The sequence below is a fragment of the Streptomyces sp. NPDC045998 genome (assembly GCF_056430285.1).
Window position 1 is genome coordinate 176,819 of the sequence record NZ_JBWKLJ010000007.1, and the last position, 15,284, is coordinate 192,102.

Here is a 15,284-nt window from a genome sequence, read left to right on the forward strand (position 1 = left end):
GGCACACGGGTCTAGACCGATCGAGTGAAGGACCCCCGGGCGACGGGCACGAACGCCGAGCTGCCCCGGTCTGCGTTTGTGCCTTTTCGGATCCACCCGCATTTTTGATGGGGGACGTCCCGGGAGGGCTGTTGAAAATGACGCCATACATGACGCCACACAGCGGAAAGAATTCTCCCCGGATTCTGATCGCGGGTGCCGGGATCGGCGGGCTGACGACCGCACTCAGCCTCCATGCGGCGGGTCTGGACGACGTCGTGGTCGTGGAGTCGTGCCCACGCCTGCGGGCCGTCGGCGCGGGCATCAACCTCCAGCCCGCCGCCGTACGGGAGCTCACCGAGCTCGGCCTCGGCGAGGACCTCGCGTCACGGGCGGTGGCCACGGCCCGGCTGGAGTACCACCACCGCTACGGCGGCCTGATCTGGTCGGAGCCGCGCGGCCGGGCCGCCGGCTACCACTGGCCGCAGTACTCGGTGCACCGGGCCCGGCTCCAGGAGGTGCTGCTGCGGGAGGTGCGGCGCCGGCTCGGTCCGCACGCCGTGGTCACGGGCAGGCGCCTGACCGGGTACGAGCAGGACCCGGCCGACCGGACGCGGCGACGGGTGCGAGCGTACGCGGCCGGGGACCCGGCCCCGTACAGCTGCGACCTGCTCATCGGCGCGGACGGCGTCAACTCGGCCGTCCGGGCGGCGATGTACCCGCACGAGGGGCCGCCGATCTGGAACGGCGTGTGCATGTGGCGCGGCCTGAGTCACGCGCCGCCCTTCCTGGACGGGCGGACGATGGTCATCGTGGGCTGCAACTCCCGCGTGAAGGCCGTCGTCTACCCGGTCTCGCCGCCGGACGCGTCCGGCCGGTCCTCGCTCAACTGGGTCGTGGAGACCCGCCCCGGCGGCGGCCCCGCCACGGTGCCGCCCGCCGACTGGGACGCGGCCGTGCCCCCCGGCGTCGTCCTGCCGCACCTGGCCGGCTGGCGCGTCCCCTTCCTGGACCTCCACGCCACGATCGCGGCGGCGCCGCGCGTGCTGCGGTACCCGATGATCGACCGGGACCCGCTGCCGAGCTGGGTCGACGGCCGGGTCGTCCTGCTGGGCGACGCGGCCCACCCGCTGTACCCGACGGGCTCCAACGGAGCGTCCCAGGCCATCGTCGACGCGCGCGTCCTGGCGTACCTGCTCGCCCACCACGACGTGGACGAGGCCCTGTCGCGGTACGACGCCATGCGCCGCCCGGAGACCACCACGCTGCTGGCCGCGCACCGGCGGCTGGAGCCGGACCCGCTGCTCCATCAGGTGGAGATGCTTGCCCCGGACGGCTTCTCCGACATTCGCGAGGTCCTGCCGGATCACAAGCTGGCGGACATCAGGTCCTGCACGCGCAAGGTCACCGGCGTGGACGCGGCGGGGCTCAACGCACGCTCCTCCTGGAGCGTCCCGGCACGAACGGCTTCCGCATGCGCTTCGTCCACCCCCGCCGCTCCGTCGGCTCCGTCGGCTTCCTCCGCTCCCTCCGCCCCTTCGGCTTCCTCGGGCCCGGGCTGACGTCGGCGTCCCTGCTGCTCGCGCTGCTCCCTGCGGCGGCGATGACGGTCCCGGCGCGGCAGCCCGTACCCGGGGCCGCGGTGGTGGAAGGGGACGGCACCCGGTACGGCCCGGCGGCGCGGCTCGGCGACGGCCGGATCAGGGTGTTCACCGACTCCGCAGGGGGCCGGCCGCGCTCCGTGGGTGTCGTCCTCACCGCCTCCGCCCTGGCCGGCCTGCCCACCGCGCCGACCGACGGCGCGCACTGCCTGGACGCGGACGGCGACGGGCGCGTCCACCCGTCGCACGAGTGCGTCGGCGGCCACGGCCTGGAGCTGGCGCTGCCGCCCGGCGGCCGGCCGGGATCGCCCTTCCGGTGGGTCCTGTTCAACTGGAACCCCGAGGGCCACCAGCCCCACGGGCGCTACGACGTCCCCCACTTCGACGTGCACTTCTACCTCGTCCCGCGCGAGGTCCGCGACCGCATCCGCCTCGGCCGCTGCGCCCTGCTCATCGACTGCGCCCAGCTCCCCACGGCCGCCGCGCCCGTCCCCGCCGAGCACCTCCCGCCCGGCTACCCGCCCTCCAGCCCGGAGACGTCCGAGGGCGCCATGGGCGAACACCTGGACAGCCGCCCCCCGGACGCCGGCTCCCTGTCCGGGCACACCTTCATCTACGGCGCCTACGCGGGCGAGATCATCTTCATGGAGCCGATGCTCACGAAAGCCTTCCTGGAGGGTCTTCGCACGGCCCCCGGTCACCGTGCCTGCGCCCCGGTCCCCCAGCCGCGCTCCTGGCGGGTCCCGGGCCGGTACCCGACGCGCTACTGCATGGCGTACCGGCCCGGTCACGACGACTACACCGTCACGCTCACGGGTTTCCCGCGGTAGCCGACCGTCGGCGGGCGTCCTTCACCGCGCGGGCGGCCAGGGACGCGACGCGGCTGTCCGGGTGGCGGGCGCGCAGGTCGTCGAGGAGGACGAGGGCGGAGGGGTGGGCGGCGGCGAGAGCGTCGACGAGGGCCGCCGCGCCGCCGGGCCAGGCCGCGGCCGCCGCGTCGAAGGCGTCGAGCAGGGCCGTCGGGGCGGGCTCCGGCTCCGGCTTCGGCTCGTGGGCCTCCTCGTCGGCGGCGGCCGCCTCGATGAGGGCGCGCATGTCCTCCGTCCAGCGCGTGTGCAGGTCGTCCAGGAGGAGCAGCGCGCGGGCGGTGAGCGGGACCGGGTCCTGCGGGGCCTCCTCGCCGCGGGCGCGGAGGAGGCGGTGGGCGTAGGCCCCCACGGCCGGGTCGGTCAGCGCGGAGCGGAGCGGGGCGTCGGGGATGCCGGCGAGCGCGAGGTGTGCGAAGAGGGTGGAGCTGGGGTGGGCGGACGCGGAGACGGCGGCGAGGAGCTCGCTCCAGGCGTCGTCGGTGCCGCCCCGGCCGTCCGTCCAGGCGGTGAGGGTCGCGGCGGCGATGGTTGGCGGCCAGTACTCGACGGCGGTGGCGACCCGGTCCGCCGTCCAGCTCAGGACGGTGTCCCGGTCGGGGGCGGCGACATGGGCCACGGTCAGCAGGTGGCGCATGACGGCGTCGCCGAGTGGGGTGAGGCCGTAGGCGTCGCCGGTGCGGAAGACGCAGCCGGTCTCGGCGAGCCGGTCCACGACGGCGGCCAGGGAGCGGGCGTGGCCGTCGAGTCCGGCGCGGTCGGCCTCCGTGAGGCCGGGGCGGTGGAGCAGGGCGGACAGCTCCTCCGGCGAAGGGGTCTCATAGGCCGCCGGCGCCGTGTCGGGGACCTCGGCCGGGGCGTCCTCCAGCTCCGGTGGGAGCGGTGGCCCGCCTGCGACGTCGGAGGCCTTGCGGGCGACGGACTCCGGGGTGCCGCCGCGTTCGTAGAGGGAGTACAGGACGTGCGCCGCGTCGAGGGCGTACTCGTCCTCGTCCTCCCCCGCCTCGTCGTCGGCGGCGATGCGCTCCACCGTGGCGGCCAGGATGTCGGCGGCGAGTTCGGTGAGCTCCTGCGGGGTTCCCTCGTTCCAGACGGCGGTGGCCGGTTCGGGGAAGCCGCAGCGCTCGGCGAGTTCGCTCAGGTCGCCGTCGGCGCCCGCGGCGAGGGCGGCCGGGAGCGGGGCCGCGTGCAGGAGGCCCCGGACCTCGTCGGGTGCGGGGAGCGCGGGCGGCGGCGGGAGCGGGAGTCCCGATTCGCCGTAGTAGTCGAGGTGTTCGTCGAGCAGGCGGTCCGCGAGGGCGATGTGCGGCAGGGCCTCGGGGCCGGGCGCGAGGTCGGCGTACGGACCGACGAGCGCCGCGCCGAGCCCTGCGGCGGTCCAGCGGTCGCTGAGCTCGGCCGCGAGGCGCTCGAGTTCGTCGGGGCCCGCGGCGTCGAGGAGGGGCCCGGGCAGCAGGCGGCCCGCGGGCGAGGCGCCCCCGGTGTCGCGGGCGGACGCGTCCAGGAGCGCCTCGGTGAGCAGCGCCTGGGCGGCGAAGGTGCGGGCGGCCACGTCGGCGCGCGGCACCTCCGGGGGGAGCTGCCTCCGCTCGGCGCGTGGGGTGCGCGCGTACGCGGCGAGCCAGGCCCGTACGGCTTCGGGGTCGTCCGGGTCGGTGCCGTCGGCCCGGAGGAGGGACGCGTACCAGCGGGGCCAGGTCAGGTTGAGGGGGTCGTTCATGGCCCGCTCGTACTCCGGTACCGCCTCCTGTACGGCGTCGAGGAGGCGGGCGTGGCGCTTGGCGTTCAGGCGGTGCGCGGCACGGACCCGGTCGGCGAGGGCGGTGAGCACGCGGGGTACGGCGGCGAGCTCGTCCGGGGTCGCGTGGAGCAGCACCGGCAGGTCCTCGTGGAGGACGTGGCGCAGGAGCTGCGGCGTCGGCTCGGGCACGCCCGCGCGCCGGTCGGCGCCGCGCAGGGCCAGCAGCGTGAGGACGGCGTCGGCCGGGCGTAGAGGCAGGGTGACGCCCTGCTCCGTCTCCGCCCAGCTGAGGAAGTCGTCACGTCCGGTGTTCAGGGCAGTGGTACGGGTCACTCCCGGAGCGTATGGGCGCCCGGGGGGAGGGAGCGGCGTACTCACGTGGTGTTGGTTCGAATGGGCGATCAGAGTCCGTTGTCAGTGGCGTGCGCTTCACTGGGTTCATCACTCTCCGTGACGATGGATGGGGGCGACATGGGGTCGGTGCTGACGTATGTGACGGCTGCCGGGCTGCGGCAGCGGGGATGGACGGACGCGATGGTGCGCGAGCTGCTCGGTGAGCCGGATGTGCAGGGGCGCGATCCGCGCCGCTGGTCGGTCGCGCCGGTGCGGCTGTACCTGCTGGCGCGGGTGGAGGCGGTGGAGCGGGCGCCGGAGTTCGCGGCGTGTGCGGCGGTGGCCGGGCCGGGCTCGGCGGCCGCGCGGGCGGCGGCGCACAAGCGCCGCGAGGCGGTGCTGGCGGCGATCCGGGCGGAGCCGATCCGGGTGCCGGTGCTGCCCGGTCCGGAGCTGGAGCGGCGGGCGGTACGGCACCGGCGCCTGACGGCCGGGGACCGGCCGGGCGACGGCGGGGGCGGGGGCGGTGGCCCTGGGCCGGGCCCGGCGGGGGCGTTGGTGCGGTGGCAGGTGGACTATCTGCGCCACGCGCTGGGGCGGTACGACACGCTGCTGGACGGGCTGTTCGGGGCGACCGGGCGGGCGGAGGCCGAGCGGTTGCTGCGGCGTCGGGTGTACGAGGCCATCGCGCGGGCGTATCCGCGGCTGGCGGCCGAGTGCCGGCGGCGGATCCGGTGAGGGCGGGCCGGGCGCGGGCGGCGCCCCGGCCGGCCGGGCGCGTAAGGACCCGGCTGGGGACGGCGCGGCTCGGCCCCGTAAGGAGGTCTCCTTACGGGGCCGAGGCGGGGACGGCGGAGCCGAGCGGGTGTGACGGCCGGGCGTGGTGGTGGGACGTGGTGATGGGGCTACGTGCAGGGCTAAGTGCACGGTGGGGGCTAAGTGCACGGGTCAGTGCACCGGTGCGGTCTTGGCCGTGCGGGTCTCGGAGATCTCCTCGCCCGGCTCCATCGGGGCCGTCACGTCGTCGTCGTCGCGGCGGCCGCCCAGGTGGTTGAAGACCAGGTTGAGCAGGACGGCGGCGACACAGCCGGTGGAGATGCCGGAGTCCAGGATGATCTTCGCGGTCTCCGGGAAGGCGTGGTAGAACTCCGGCGCCGTGATCGGGATGATGCCGACGGCCAGCGAGACGGCCACGATGAGGACGTTGTTGTCCTTCTCCAGGCCGGCCTTGACCAGCGTCTGGATGCCACTCGCGGCGACGGAGCCGAAGAGGACCACGCCCGCGCCGCCCAGCACCGGGCGGGGCACGACGGAGATGAGCGAGGCGGCGACCGGGGACAGGCCCATCAGGACCAGGAAGCCGCCGCCCGCCGCGACCACGAAGCGGCTGCGGATGCGGGTCATGGCGACCAGGCCGATGTTCTGCGCGAAGGCGCTGCACATGAAGCCGTTGAAGAAGGGGCTGATCGCCGAGCCGAGGGTGTCGGCTCGCAGACCGGCGGCGATGGTCTTCTCGTCGGCGGGCCGGTCGACGATCTCGCCCAGCGCCAGCATGTCGGCGGTCGACTCGGTCATCGACACGAGCATCACCACGCACATGGAGATGATCGCGGCGAGCGCGAACTGCGGGGCACCGAAGTGGAAGGGGGTGGGGAAGCCGACGATGTCGGCCTCGGTGACGGGGCTGAAGTCGGTGACGCCGAAGGGTATGGCGATCAGCGTGCCGAGCACCAGGCCGATGAGGACGGCGATCTGCTTGACGAAGCCGCGCGTGAACCGGCGCAGCACCAGGACCAGCACGAGCGTGATGGCCGCGAGGGTGAGGTAGGTGGTCGAACCGTAGTCCTTGGCCGCCGGATTGGGTCCTTGGGCCCAGCCGAAGGCGACGGGCAGCAGCGAGACGCCGATCAGGGTGATGACCGTGCCGGTGACGACCGGCGGGAAGAAGCGGACCAGCTTGCTGAAGAACGGGGCGGCGATGAAGCCCAGCACACCGGCGACGATGACCGCGCCGAAGATCAGGGGCAGTGCGTCGGCCTTGTCGTCGGTGGTGTCGACGATCGCGATCATCGGCGCCACACCGGCGAAGGTCACGCCGTTGACGAACGGCAGCCGGGCGCCGATCTTCCAGATCCCGAGGGTCTGGAGGAAGGTGGCGAGGCCGGCGGTGAAGAGGCTGGCGCCGGTCAGGAAGGTGAGTTCGGTGCCGGAGAGGCCGACGGCCGCTCCGACGATCAGGGGCGGGGCCACCACGCCCGCGTACATCGCGGCCACGTGCTGGAGGCCGCTGGTGAGCATCTTGCCGGGCGGAAGCTTTTCGTCGACCGGATGCTTCCGGTCCTCGGCAGCGGCTCCCACGTCCGGGGACTCGGGGTCGGGGGTGTCTTCGGGGTTGCGAAACCTGGGCTTGGCGGCCACAGCGGTTCCTCCGGTCGGTTACACGCGCGATGACGTGGATTTCAGGGAGGTGGTGCGGTGTTGCAGGTAGTGCGCCCGGTGCGTGTCGTCGGACGTGGGGGAGGAGGACACGCGTTCACCGTTCCGGGGGGTGCGGGTACCACTCGTGGTACGCACCCCCCGGCCCGGCTGCCATGGACCCCGCTCGGGTCCACGGCGACCGGTCGAGGGCCGTCCCCCTCGACCGGACTTCGTGGATCGCCCCGCCCGGCCGGAGGAACCGGCCGGGTGGCGATGTCCGACCGGGTGTCAGGTACCCGGCCGGAGTGCGGTGCCAGGGGCTCAGCCCTGGGCGGCGATGCGGGCGAGGCGCTGGGCCTCTTCCCGGGTGGAGCGCGCGATGGCGTCCTCGTCGACCGTCAGCAGGCGGTTGTTCTCGACGATCTGCTCGCCGTTGACGAAGGACGCGGTGACCGGGGCCGCCGCGCCGAAGACGAGGGCGGTCACCGGGTCGGCGATGGAGGCGTGCGCGAGGGTGTCCAGCTTCCACAGCACCAGGTCGGCGAGCTTGCCCGCCTCCAGGGAGCCGATCTGCTCGGCACGGCCGAGGACCTGGGCGCCGCCGTAGGTGCCGAGGCGCAGCGCCTGGCGGGCGTTGAGGGCGGCCTCGCGGTGCACGCTGTTGAGGCGGTTGATCAGCAGCGCGTTGCGCAGCTCGGTGTGGAGCTCACCGGACTCGTTGGAGGCGGTGCCGTCGACGCCGAGGCCGACCGGGACGCCGGCCTTCAGCATGTCCGGTACGCGGGCGATGCCGGCGGCGAGGCGGGCGTTGGACGACGGGCAGTGCGCGACGCCGGTCTTCGTCCGGGCGAAGGCCTCGATGTCGGAGTCGTTCATGTGGACGCAGTGCGCCATCCACACGTCCTCGCCGAGCCAGCCGGTCGACTCGAAGTAGTCCGTCGGGCCCATGCCGAACAGTTCCTTGCAGAACTGCTCCTCCTCCACGGTCTCCGAGCCGTGGGTGTGCAGGCGCACGCCCAGGCGGCGGGCCAGCTCGGCACCCTGCTTGAGCAGCTCGGTGGAGACGGAGAAGGGGGAGCACGGCGCGACGGCGACCTGCGTCATGGCGTCGAAGGAGGCGTCGTGGTGCTTCTTGACGGTCTCCTCGGTCGCGGCGAGCGCGCCCTCGAGGGTCTCGACGGCGAAGTCCGGCGGCAGGCCGCCGTCCTTCTCGCTGCGGTCCATGGAGCCGCGGGCCAGGGTGAAGCGGACGCCCATCTCGGAGGCGGCCTTGATGATGGCCCCGGACAGGTCGCCGGAGTTCTTCGGGTAGACGTAGTGGTGGTCCATGGCGGTGGTGACGCCGCCGCGGGCCATCATGGCGAGGGACCCCTGGGCCGCCGAGTACCCCATCTGCTCGTCGATGCGCGCCCACGTCGGGTACAGGGCGACGAGCCAGTTGAAGAGGTTGTGGTCGGTGGCCAGGCCACGGGTGATCCACTGGTAGAAGTGGTGGTGCGTGTTGACCAGGCCCGGGGTGACCAGATGGCCGGTGGCGTCGATCCGCCGGACCACGTTCTCCAGGCCCTCGGGGGCCTTGCCTGCTCCGATCGACTCGATCCTGTTGCCCGCGATGACGAGGTGACCCGAGGCGTACTCGGTGTCGTTCGCGTCGACGGTCGCGATGGCGCAGTTCTCGATCACGATGCGCTGGGTAGCGCTCTGGGCTGCCGAAGGTGCCATGGTGCTTCCTTCTTCTTTCAATGGCAGTGGCTGTGTGGGCACGGCAGGACCCTAGGAGGATTTGAGTGCCGGGGCCGCGTGACGGCTCCGGGTGCCGAGATGGTGGAAGAACAGGTTGAGCAGGACCGCGACGAGCGCTCCCGCGCTGATCCCGGAACCGAGCACGGTCTGTGCCCATGCGGGGAATCCGGCGTAGAAGGTGGGCGCGGCGAGCGGGATGATGCCGGCTCCGAGTGCGACGGCCACCAGGATGATGTTGGAGCTGTCGTCCAGTCCGGCCTCGGAGAGCGTACGGATGCCGCTGACCGCGATCGAACCGAAGAGCACGATACCGGCACCGCCCAGGACGGGCATAGGGACCATGGAGACGACCGCACCGAGGACCGGGAAGGCGCCGAGGACGAGGAGCGCTCCGCCCGCGACCGCGACGACGTAGCGGCTGCGTACCCGGGTGAGGGAGACGACGCCGACGTTCTGGGCGAAGGCAGAGGTGGGGAAGCCGCCGAAGACGGGGCCGACGAGCGTGGCGATGCCGTCCGTGCGCAGGCCGCGGGTGATGGTCTTCCCGTCGGTGCGCCGCTCGCAGATCTCGCCGAGGGCGAGCATGCCGGCGCTGGACTCGGTCATCAGCACCAGCATCACGATGCACAGGGAGAGGATCGCGGCGGGCTGGAACTCGGGCGCGCCGAAGGCGAAGGGCGCGGGCAGCGCGGCGACCGGTGCCTCGCGCAGGGAGGTGAAGTCGGCCATCCCGAAGGGGATCGCGGCGAGCGTGCCGATGAACAGGCCAAGCAGCAGGGCGATCTGCTTGACGAAGCCCTTGCCGAAGCGCTGGAAGAGCAGGATCACGACGAGCGTGAAGGCCGCGAGCGCCAAGTACTTCATGGCGCCGAAGTCGGCGGCGGTCTTGTCCCCGCCCTGCGCCCAGCCGACCGGTACGGGCATCAGGGTCACCCCGATGAGGGTGATGACGACGCCGGTGACGAGGGGCGGGAAGAAGCGGAGCAGCCGGCCGAAGAAGGGTCCGACGGCGAGGCAGAACACTCCGGCGACCATCACCGCGCCGTAGATGGCGGGCAGTTGGTGGCCGGGGGCGCTGGTCTCGGCGATGGCGAGCATCGGCGCGATACCGGCGGAGGAGGCGGCGTTCACGAACGGGAGCCGGTTTCCGGCGACGTTGGTGATGCCGATGGTCTGGAGGATGGTCGCGAGCCCGGCGATGAGCAGGCTCGCGGCGATGAGGCGGGTCATGCCGGCCGCGTCCAGGCCGACGGCCTGCCCGATGATGAGCGGAGGGGTGACGACACCCGCGTACATGGCGGCGATGTGCTGGAGCGCGGCGGGGACGAGCCGCGAGAAGGGCAGTTTCTCGTCGACGGGGTGGCAGTCGACGGCGCCGTCCGATCCGGCGGCGCTCAGGGGTGCGGGGCGGGCCGCGGAGGTGAGCACCTCCGGGGCGGCACCGGGCGGCGCGGTGGCGTCCGGCGAGGTGGAACACGGGCCTTCGGATGCCGGCCCTGCAGGCTGTGCCATTGCTGGTCCCTCCGGTCCGGTGCCGCCCCGCCCGACCGGGGTCGGGCGGGCGGGGCGGTCAACGGCCTGGCTCAGAGGTTGGTCATGTCGACCGGGATCTGGGGCTCGACGCCGTCCCGCAGGATGGTGGCCTCGATCAGGCCGTACGGGCGGTCGGCCGCGAAGTAGACCTCGTTGTCGTTCTTGAGCCCGAACGGCTCGAGGTCGACCAGGAAGTGGTGCTTGTTCGGCAGGGAGAAGCGCACCTCGTCGATCTCCGACCGGTTGTTGATGATGCGCGAACCCATCTGGTACAGCGTCTGCTGCAGCGACAGGGAGTAGGTCTCCGCGAAGGCCTGGAGCATGTGCTTCCTGACCTGCTCGTAGGACCGCTCCCAGTTGGGCATCCGCTGCTCGTCGTCGGTCCAGTTGAACCGCCAGCGGCCGGAGACCTGGGTCGCCAGGATGCGGTCGTACGCCTCCTGCAGGGTCGTGTACTTGTCCTTGACGTAGCCCCAGAACTCCGAGTTGGTGGAGTTCATGACGACCAGGTCCTTCAGACCGGAGATGACCTGCCAGTTCTCACCGTCATAGGTGATCTCGCTGACGCGGGTCTCCTGGCCCTTGCGGACGAAGGAGTGCTTGACCTCGTCGGCGCCGATGAACTTGGAGTTGGCGTCCGAGGTCTCGATGCGCTCCCAGGCGTACTCCTCGATGCGGATGCGCGCCCGGTGGATCGGCTCCTGCGACGTCACGAAGTGACGGGCGAGGTGGATGCCGAACTGCTCGGCGGACTCGATGCCGTACTCCTTGGCGAACGCGTACACCGTGTTCTTGGTGGTGTCGGTCGGCAGGACGTTGGCGTTCGAACCCGAGTAGTGCACCTCGTCCATGTCGCCGGAGAGGGCGACCGAGACGTTCAGGTCCTTGATGTGGTGGGTGTCGCCGTCCCGCGTGATCTTGACGACGCGGTTCTCTGCTTTGCCGTACTGGTTCTGGCCGAGAATCGTGGGCATGTGTCTGCTAGCTCCCTCGGTAAACGGAGTAGCCGAACGGGTTGAGCAGCAGCGGTACGTGGTAGTGCTCGCCCGGTACGACGGCGAACGTGATCGCCACCTCCGGGAAGAACGCGCCGCTGTCCCTTACGCGGGGGGCGTCCTGCTGCGCCTCGGCTTGCTTCTTGTCGAAGTACGCCTCGGTCTCGAAGTCGAGACGTACGTGGGTGGTGCCTTCCGGCAGGGCCGGCAGGTCCTTGCAACGCCCGTCCGCATCGGTCTGCGAGCCGCCGAGCGCCACCCACTCCGCGTCGGAGCCGCTGCGGGCCGCGAGGGAGATGGCGACGCCTTCGGCGGGGCGGCCGATGCTGGTGTCCAGGATGTGCGTGGACACCGAGGCGGTGGTTTCCGTGCTCATGCTGCTTCCTCTACGAGACGGGTCAGGCGGATGCGGTTGATCTTGCCCAGTTCGGTGCGGACGATCTCCCGCTCCTGCTCGGGCGAGTTCTCGATCCGCTCGCGGACCGCGTCGCGCATCTGCTCGCCGGTCCTGCCGGTGGCGCAGATCAGGAAGACGTGCCCGAACTTGTCCTGGTAGGCAAGGTTCAGCTCGAGCATTTCCGCTTTGAGCGCCTCGGAGGCGCCGGCCATCCCGCTCTGCTCCCGGGAGGAGGTGGGGTCACCAGGCTTCGGGCGGCCGATCGGCGGGTGCCCCGCCATCGCCTCGGCCAGGTCCTCCGCGGTGAGCTCGGCCATGGCGGCGTCGCTGGCGAGGAGGAGGGCTTCGGTGGTGGCGTACGGGCGCTGGGCCAGCAGCTTGCCGCCCCACGCCGAACTGGCGCACACCTCGTGCAGGGCGGCGAGCGCGTCGCCGTCCGCCGAGGTGTTGAACCGGGTGAGGCCCGCGGGGGTCTCGGGGGTGCTGTCGTCCCCCGAAAGGCGCTGTGAACTCGAGGTCACGGGAGCCTCCGTGGCTGTTTTTCGCTGTGCTTTGACGGGCTGCGGATAGCTAACGCCCTCCGCCAACGCCCCGTCAACACTTTGTTGAAACTTCGGTGACACAAAAGCCGCCGTCCCGACATGCGGACGGCGGCTTTCTACCCAACGTGTTCAGCTACTCACTCTTCGCGGCGTTTTCCCTGTTCAGGTAGTTGTAGACGGTGAAACGACTGACGCCGAGGGCGTTCGCCACCGTCTCCACGCCGTGCCGCACCGAGAAGGCTCCGCGCGCCTCCAGGGTACGGACCACCGACTGCTTCGTCTTGCGGTCCAGCGCGGACAGCGGCATGCCGTGGCGCCGCTCCATCGCCGCCAGGATGCGCTCCAGCGAGTCGGCGAGCTGCGGAAGCCGTACGGCCAGGATCTCCACGCCCTCCCACGCGAGGACGACGTCGTCGGCCGCGGCCTGCTGGGGGGTCAGTATCTCGGCGCCCATCGCGTCCACCAGCGGCTTCACCGCGGTGACCAGGGGGTGATCTCCCGGCTCGGTCACTTGTCGTCCTCTCCGGCGTCGCCGATTACGTTGACCTGCAACGACACCCGGGTGGCACCCGCGCCCAGAGCCCGCCGCAGGAGCGCGTCGACGGCGGTGAGCACCGCGTCCGCGCCGCCCTCGGCGGTGTTGCCGAAGGGTCCCACGTCCACGGCGTCCAGGTCGGCCGCCTCGATGACCTCGCGCGCCACCAGCGCGTGCGCGGGGGCCTCGTCCAGGTCGAACGGCTCGGTCGTGAACTCCACTCTCAGTCGCTGCATGCCCCCCACGGTAAGGCCCGGCAGGCCGCCTTCCGCCGCCGGTCCCGAAAATCGTCCCGCCCCGCGCGACGGACCGGGCCTCCCGCCCCGTAGAGCCGGTGACAGGGCCGGACGGGCAGGGAGGGCGTACGCGGTGACCGAACGCGCACACAAGGAAAGAGCTGTCAGGGGCACGGCGCTCGCGGCGGCGGCGATGATGGCGCTGACCGCCTCGCAGGCGCCGGGGGCGGTGGCCTCGGCCACGGAGGAGTCCGGCGGGCGGGGCCGCGTCGCGACGGGTCCGAGCGTGACGGGCGACTCGCCGTACCGCACGGAGCTGCCGCCGCTGCGGACCGGGAAGGGGACGGCGGCCGCCCCCGCGACAGCGGCCGAGGCCACCGGGACCGGCGGCCTCGGCGGAACGCTGCCCGCCGCAGTCCTGGCCGCGTACCGGCACGCCGAGACCGCGCTCGCGAGCAGTGCGCCGGGCTGCGGCCTGCGCTGGCAGCTGCTCGCGGCGATCGGCCAGGTGGAGTCGGGCCAGGCGCGCGGCGGGCGCCTCACCGCCGACGGCACGACCGTGCGGCCCATCCTGGGCCCCCCGCTCGACGGGAACGGCTTCGCGCTGATCAGGGACACGGACGGCGGGGCGTACGACGGGGACGCGGCGTACGACCGCGCGGTCGGGCCGATGCAGTTCATCCCGTCGACCTGGGCCGCCTGGGGCGCCGACGGCAACGGCGACGGCCGCGCCGACCCGGGGAACATCCACGACGCGGCGCTGGCCGCCGGACGCTACCTCTGCGCGGGCGGGCGCGACCTGACGGACGCGGCCGACCTGGACCGGGCGATCCTCGGCTACAACCACTCGGCGGCGTACCTGCGGACGGTCAGGGCCTGGTACGCGTACTTCCTCGGCGGGGATCCCGTGGTGGTCGCCGGTCCCGCGGTGAGCGCGGAGCCGTCGCGCACGCCGGCGCCGGAGCCGTCCCGCTCCCCCGCCCCCGGGCGGCCGAGCGCCTCGCCGAAGGCCGCGCCCACCCCCGTCCCGCCGAAGCGGGCGGAACCGTCGGGATCCTCGGAGCCGGCCCGGCCGCGGCCGACCGGTACACGAGAGGCCTCGGAAGCACCGCCTACGGAATCCCGTCTTCCGATTCCGGATGCCGATGCCGTCCTCCCCGGTCCGCCGCTCGGCAACGGTCAGGACTCGATGCCCGCAGCCCCCTCCACAATTCCGGATACCGGGCGGTAATGTCGCGACCCGCCGGAGGCTGTACCGGCGGGTAGCGCGAAGGGGCCCTCATGGCGACGGACGTGTCCGATGACCGCTGGCAGCGGGCGTGGAGCCACCGCGAGCAGCTGCTCAAGGTGGCCCGGCGCAGGTCCATGAGCCTGGAGGACGCCGAGGACGCCGTGCACGAGGCGATGCTGCGCGCCGCCGAGCAGCCGCACCTGGACGACGAGCGCCTCGGCGCCTGGCTGACCACGGTCACGATGCGGCTGTGCGTCGACCGGTACCGCCAGGTCCACCGCGACACGGACCCCGCCCGGACCGCCGCGCTGGTCCCGCCCGGCCCGGCCCCGGTCGACGAGCTCGTGTGCGACCGCGCCGAGGCGAGGTGGCTGGCGGTACGCAGCGGGGAGCTGCCCGCGCGCCAGGCGGAGGCCCTCTGGCTGAAGTCCGAGGACCTGGACGTCGGGCAGGTCGCCCACAAGATGGGCCTCAGCTACCGCACGGTCGAGTCGCTGCTGGCCCGCGCCCGCCGCACCCTGCGCAACTCGCTGGCCGCCACGCTGGCGCTGCTGCTGTGGCTCTGCGGGCGCGGCCGTCCGCGCTCCACCCAGGTGGCGGTGGCCGCCGCCTCGACGGCCGCGACCCTCGCCGTGGCCGGGTTCGTGCTGCCGCACGCCCAGGACCGGCCGCCGGCCCAGGACCGGCCCGCGTCCGCCCCGGTGACCTCGGGGGCGGCGGACGTCCGGCCCCCGGCCGTGGCGACGTCGCCGTCACCCTCCCGGACGCCGGCACCGGCGCCGGCGGCGACGCCGTCCCCGAAGCCCGCCCCCGTGGACCGTACGGCTCCGGCGCAGCCGCCGCTGCGGTCGCTGCCGCCGCTGCCGTCCCTGCCGCTGCCGCCCACGCCGACGCTCCCGGAGGTCCCGCCGCTCCCCGCGGTCCCGGAGGTCGGGAACGTCGCGGAGGTACCGCGGCTCCCCCGGCTCCGCGTTCCGCAGGCGCCCCTCCCTGCGGTGGAGCTCCCCGCCCCCGTACCGGTCCCGCAGCTCCCGTCGGAGCTCCCCGCCCCCTGACGGAGAGCCCCTCCGGAAAAAAATTCCGGATCCCCGCGACGGACAACCCGCCCCTCCCCGTAGAGCAGACGACGGAGCT

Annotated in this window: 14 protein-coding genes; 5 read left to right on the plus strand and 9 right to left on the minus strand. The window is 73.0% G+C overall.

What is annotated here, in order from left to right:
* Window positions 1-149: 149 nt before the first annotated feature.
* Window positions 150-1,541 carry a flavin-dependent oxidoreductase gene (locus tag AC07FJ_RS21805; RefSeq protein ID WP_479051015.1) on the plus strand — a complete coding sequence of 464 codons (1,392 nt, stop codon included), beginning with the start codon at window positions 150-152 and terminating at the stop codon, window positions 1,539-1,541.
* Window positions 1,454-2,410, plus strand: coding sequence for a hypothetical protein (locus AC07FJ_RS21810; RefSeq protein ID WP_479051016.1), 957 nt, complete (start codon window positions 1,454-1,456; stop codon window positions 2,408-2,410). The genes AC07FJ_RS21805 and AC07FJ_RS21810 overlap by 88 nt, the downstream gene beginning before the upstream one ends.
* Here the strand turns inward: AC07FJ_RS21810 and AC07FJ_RS21815 are convergent.
* Entirely contained in the window at window positions 2,391-4,520 is a 2,130-nt protein-coding gene (locus tag AC07FJ_RS21815) for a hypothetical protein (RefSeq protein ID WP_479051017.1), read from the minus strand. The genes AC07FJ_RS21810 and AC07FJ_RS21815 overlap by 20 nt on opposite strands.
* Before the next feature lie 138 nt (window positions 4,521-4,658).
* On the opposite strand from AC07FJ_RS21815, the gene AC07FJ_RS21820 reads away from it, so the two are divergent.
* Complete coding sequence (locus tag AC07FJ_RS21820; protein ID WP_479051018.1) at window positions 4,659-5,258, plus strand: hypothetical protein; 600 nt, start codon at window positions 4,659-4,661, stop codon at window positions 5,256-5,258.
* Between the two features lie 210 nt (window positions 5,259-5,468).
* On the opposite strand, the gene AC07FJ_RS21825 is transcribed toward AC07FJ_RS21820, so the two are convergent.
* The 8 genes from AC07FJ_RS21825 to AC07FJ_RS21860 form a co-directional block, all read right to left on the minus strand.
* Window positions 5,469-6,938 (minus strand): nucleobase:cation symporter-2 family protein, encoded by a 1,470-nt coding sequence (locus AC07FJ_RS21825; protein WP_479051019.1) that lies wholly within the window; start codon window positions 6,936-6,938, stop codon window positions 5,469-5,471.
* A gap of 321 nt (window positions 6,939-7,259) precedes the next feature.
* On the minus strand, window positions 7,260-8,660 hold the full coding sequence (locus AC07FJ_RS21830) for an 8-oxoguanine deaminase (RefSeq protein ID WP_361416259.1): 1,401 nt from the start codon (window positions 8,658-8,660) through the stop codon (window positions 7,260-7,262).
* A 51-nt stretch (window positions 8,661-8,711) separates the two neighbouring features.
* Window positions 8,712-10,193 (minus strand): nucleobase:cation symporter-2 family protein, encoded by a 1,482-nt coding sequence (locus AC07FJ_RS21835; protein ID WP_479051020.1) that lies wholly within the window; start codon window positions 10,191-10,193, stop codon window positions 8,712-8,714.
* A gap of 71 nt (window positions 10,194-10,264) precedes the next feature.
* Window positions 10,265-11,188, minus strand: coding sequence for a factor-independent urate hydroxylase (gene pucL / locus AC07FJ_RS21840; RefSeq protein ID WP_361416263.1), 924 nt, complete (start codon window positions 11,186-11,188; stop codon window positions 10,265-10,267).
* A 7-nt stretch (window positions 11,189-11,195) separates the two neighbouring features.
* Window positions 11,196-11,585: a hydroxyisourate hydrolase gene (gene uraH / locus AC07FJ_RS21845; RefSeq protein ID WP_361416265.1), complete on the minus strand. Its 390-nt coding sequence runs from the start codon at window positions 11,583-11,585 to the stop codon at window positions 11,196-11,198.
* Window positions 11,582-12,127: a 2-oxo-4-hydroxy-4-carboxy-5-ureidoimidazoline decarboxylase gene (gene uraD / locus AC07FJ_RS21850; RefSeq protein WP_479051021.1), complete on the minus strand. Its 546-nt coding sequence runs from the start codon at window positions 12,125-12,127 to the stop codon at window positions 11,582-11,584. Before uraD ends, uraH begins: the two co-directional genes overlap by 4 nt.
* 154 nt (window positions 12,128-12,281) lie before the next feature.
* Window positions 12,282-12,659 (minus strand): helix-turn-helix domain-containing protein, encoded by a 378-nt coding sequence (locus tag AC07FJ_RS21855; RefSeq protein WP_361416269.1) that lies wholly within the window; start codon window positions 12,657-12,659, stop codon window positions 12,282-12,284.
* On the minus strand, window positions 12,656-12,919 hold the full coding sequence (locus AC07FJ_RS21860; RefSeq protein WP_361416271.1) for a YkoF family thiamine-binding protein: 264 nt from the start codon (window positions 12,917-12,919) through the stop codon (window positions 12,656-12,658). Before AC07FJ_RS21860 ends, AC07FJ_RS21855 begins: the two co-directional genes overlap by 4 nt.
* A gap of 193 nt (window positions 12,920-13,112) precedes the next feature.
* Between AC07FJ_RS21860 and AC07FJ_RS21865 the strand changes: the two genes are divergently transcribed.
* Together AC07FJ_RS21865 and AC07FJ_RS21870 are read left to right on the plus strand one after the other, a co-directional pair.
* Window positions 13,113-14,150, plus strand: a complete 1,038-nt coding sequence (locus AC07FJ_RS21865; protein WP_479051245.1) for a lytic transglycosylase domain-containing protein — start codon at window positions 13,113-13,115, stop codon at window positions 14,148-14,150.
* Window positions 14,151-14,200: 50 nt separating this feature from the next.
* The gene (locus AC07FJ_RS21870; protein WP_479051022.1) at window positions 14,201-15,205 is read left to right on the plus strand and encodes an RNA polymerase sigma factor; all 1,005 of its coding nucleotides are present in this window, start codon (window positions 14,201-14,203) and stop codon (window positions 15,203-15,205) included.
* Window positions 15,206-15,284: the final 79 nt, after the last annotated feature.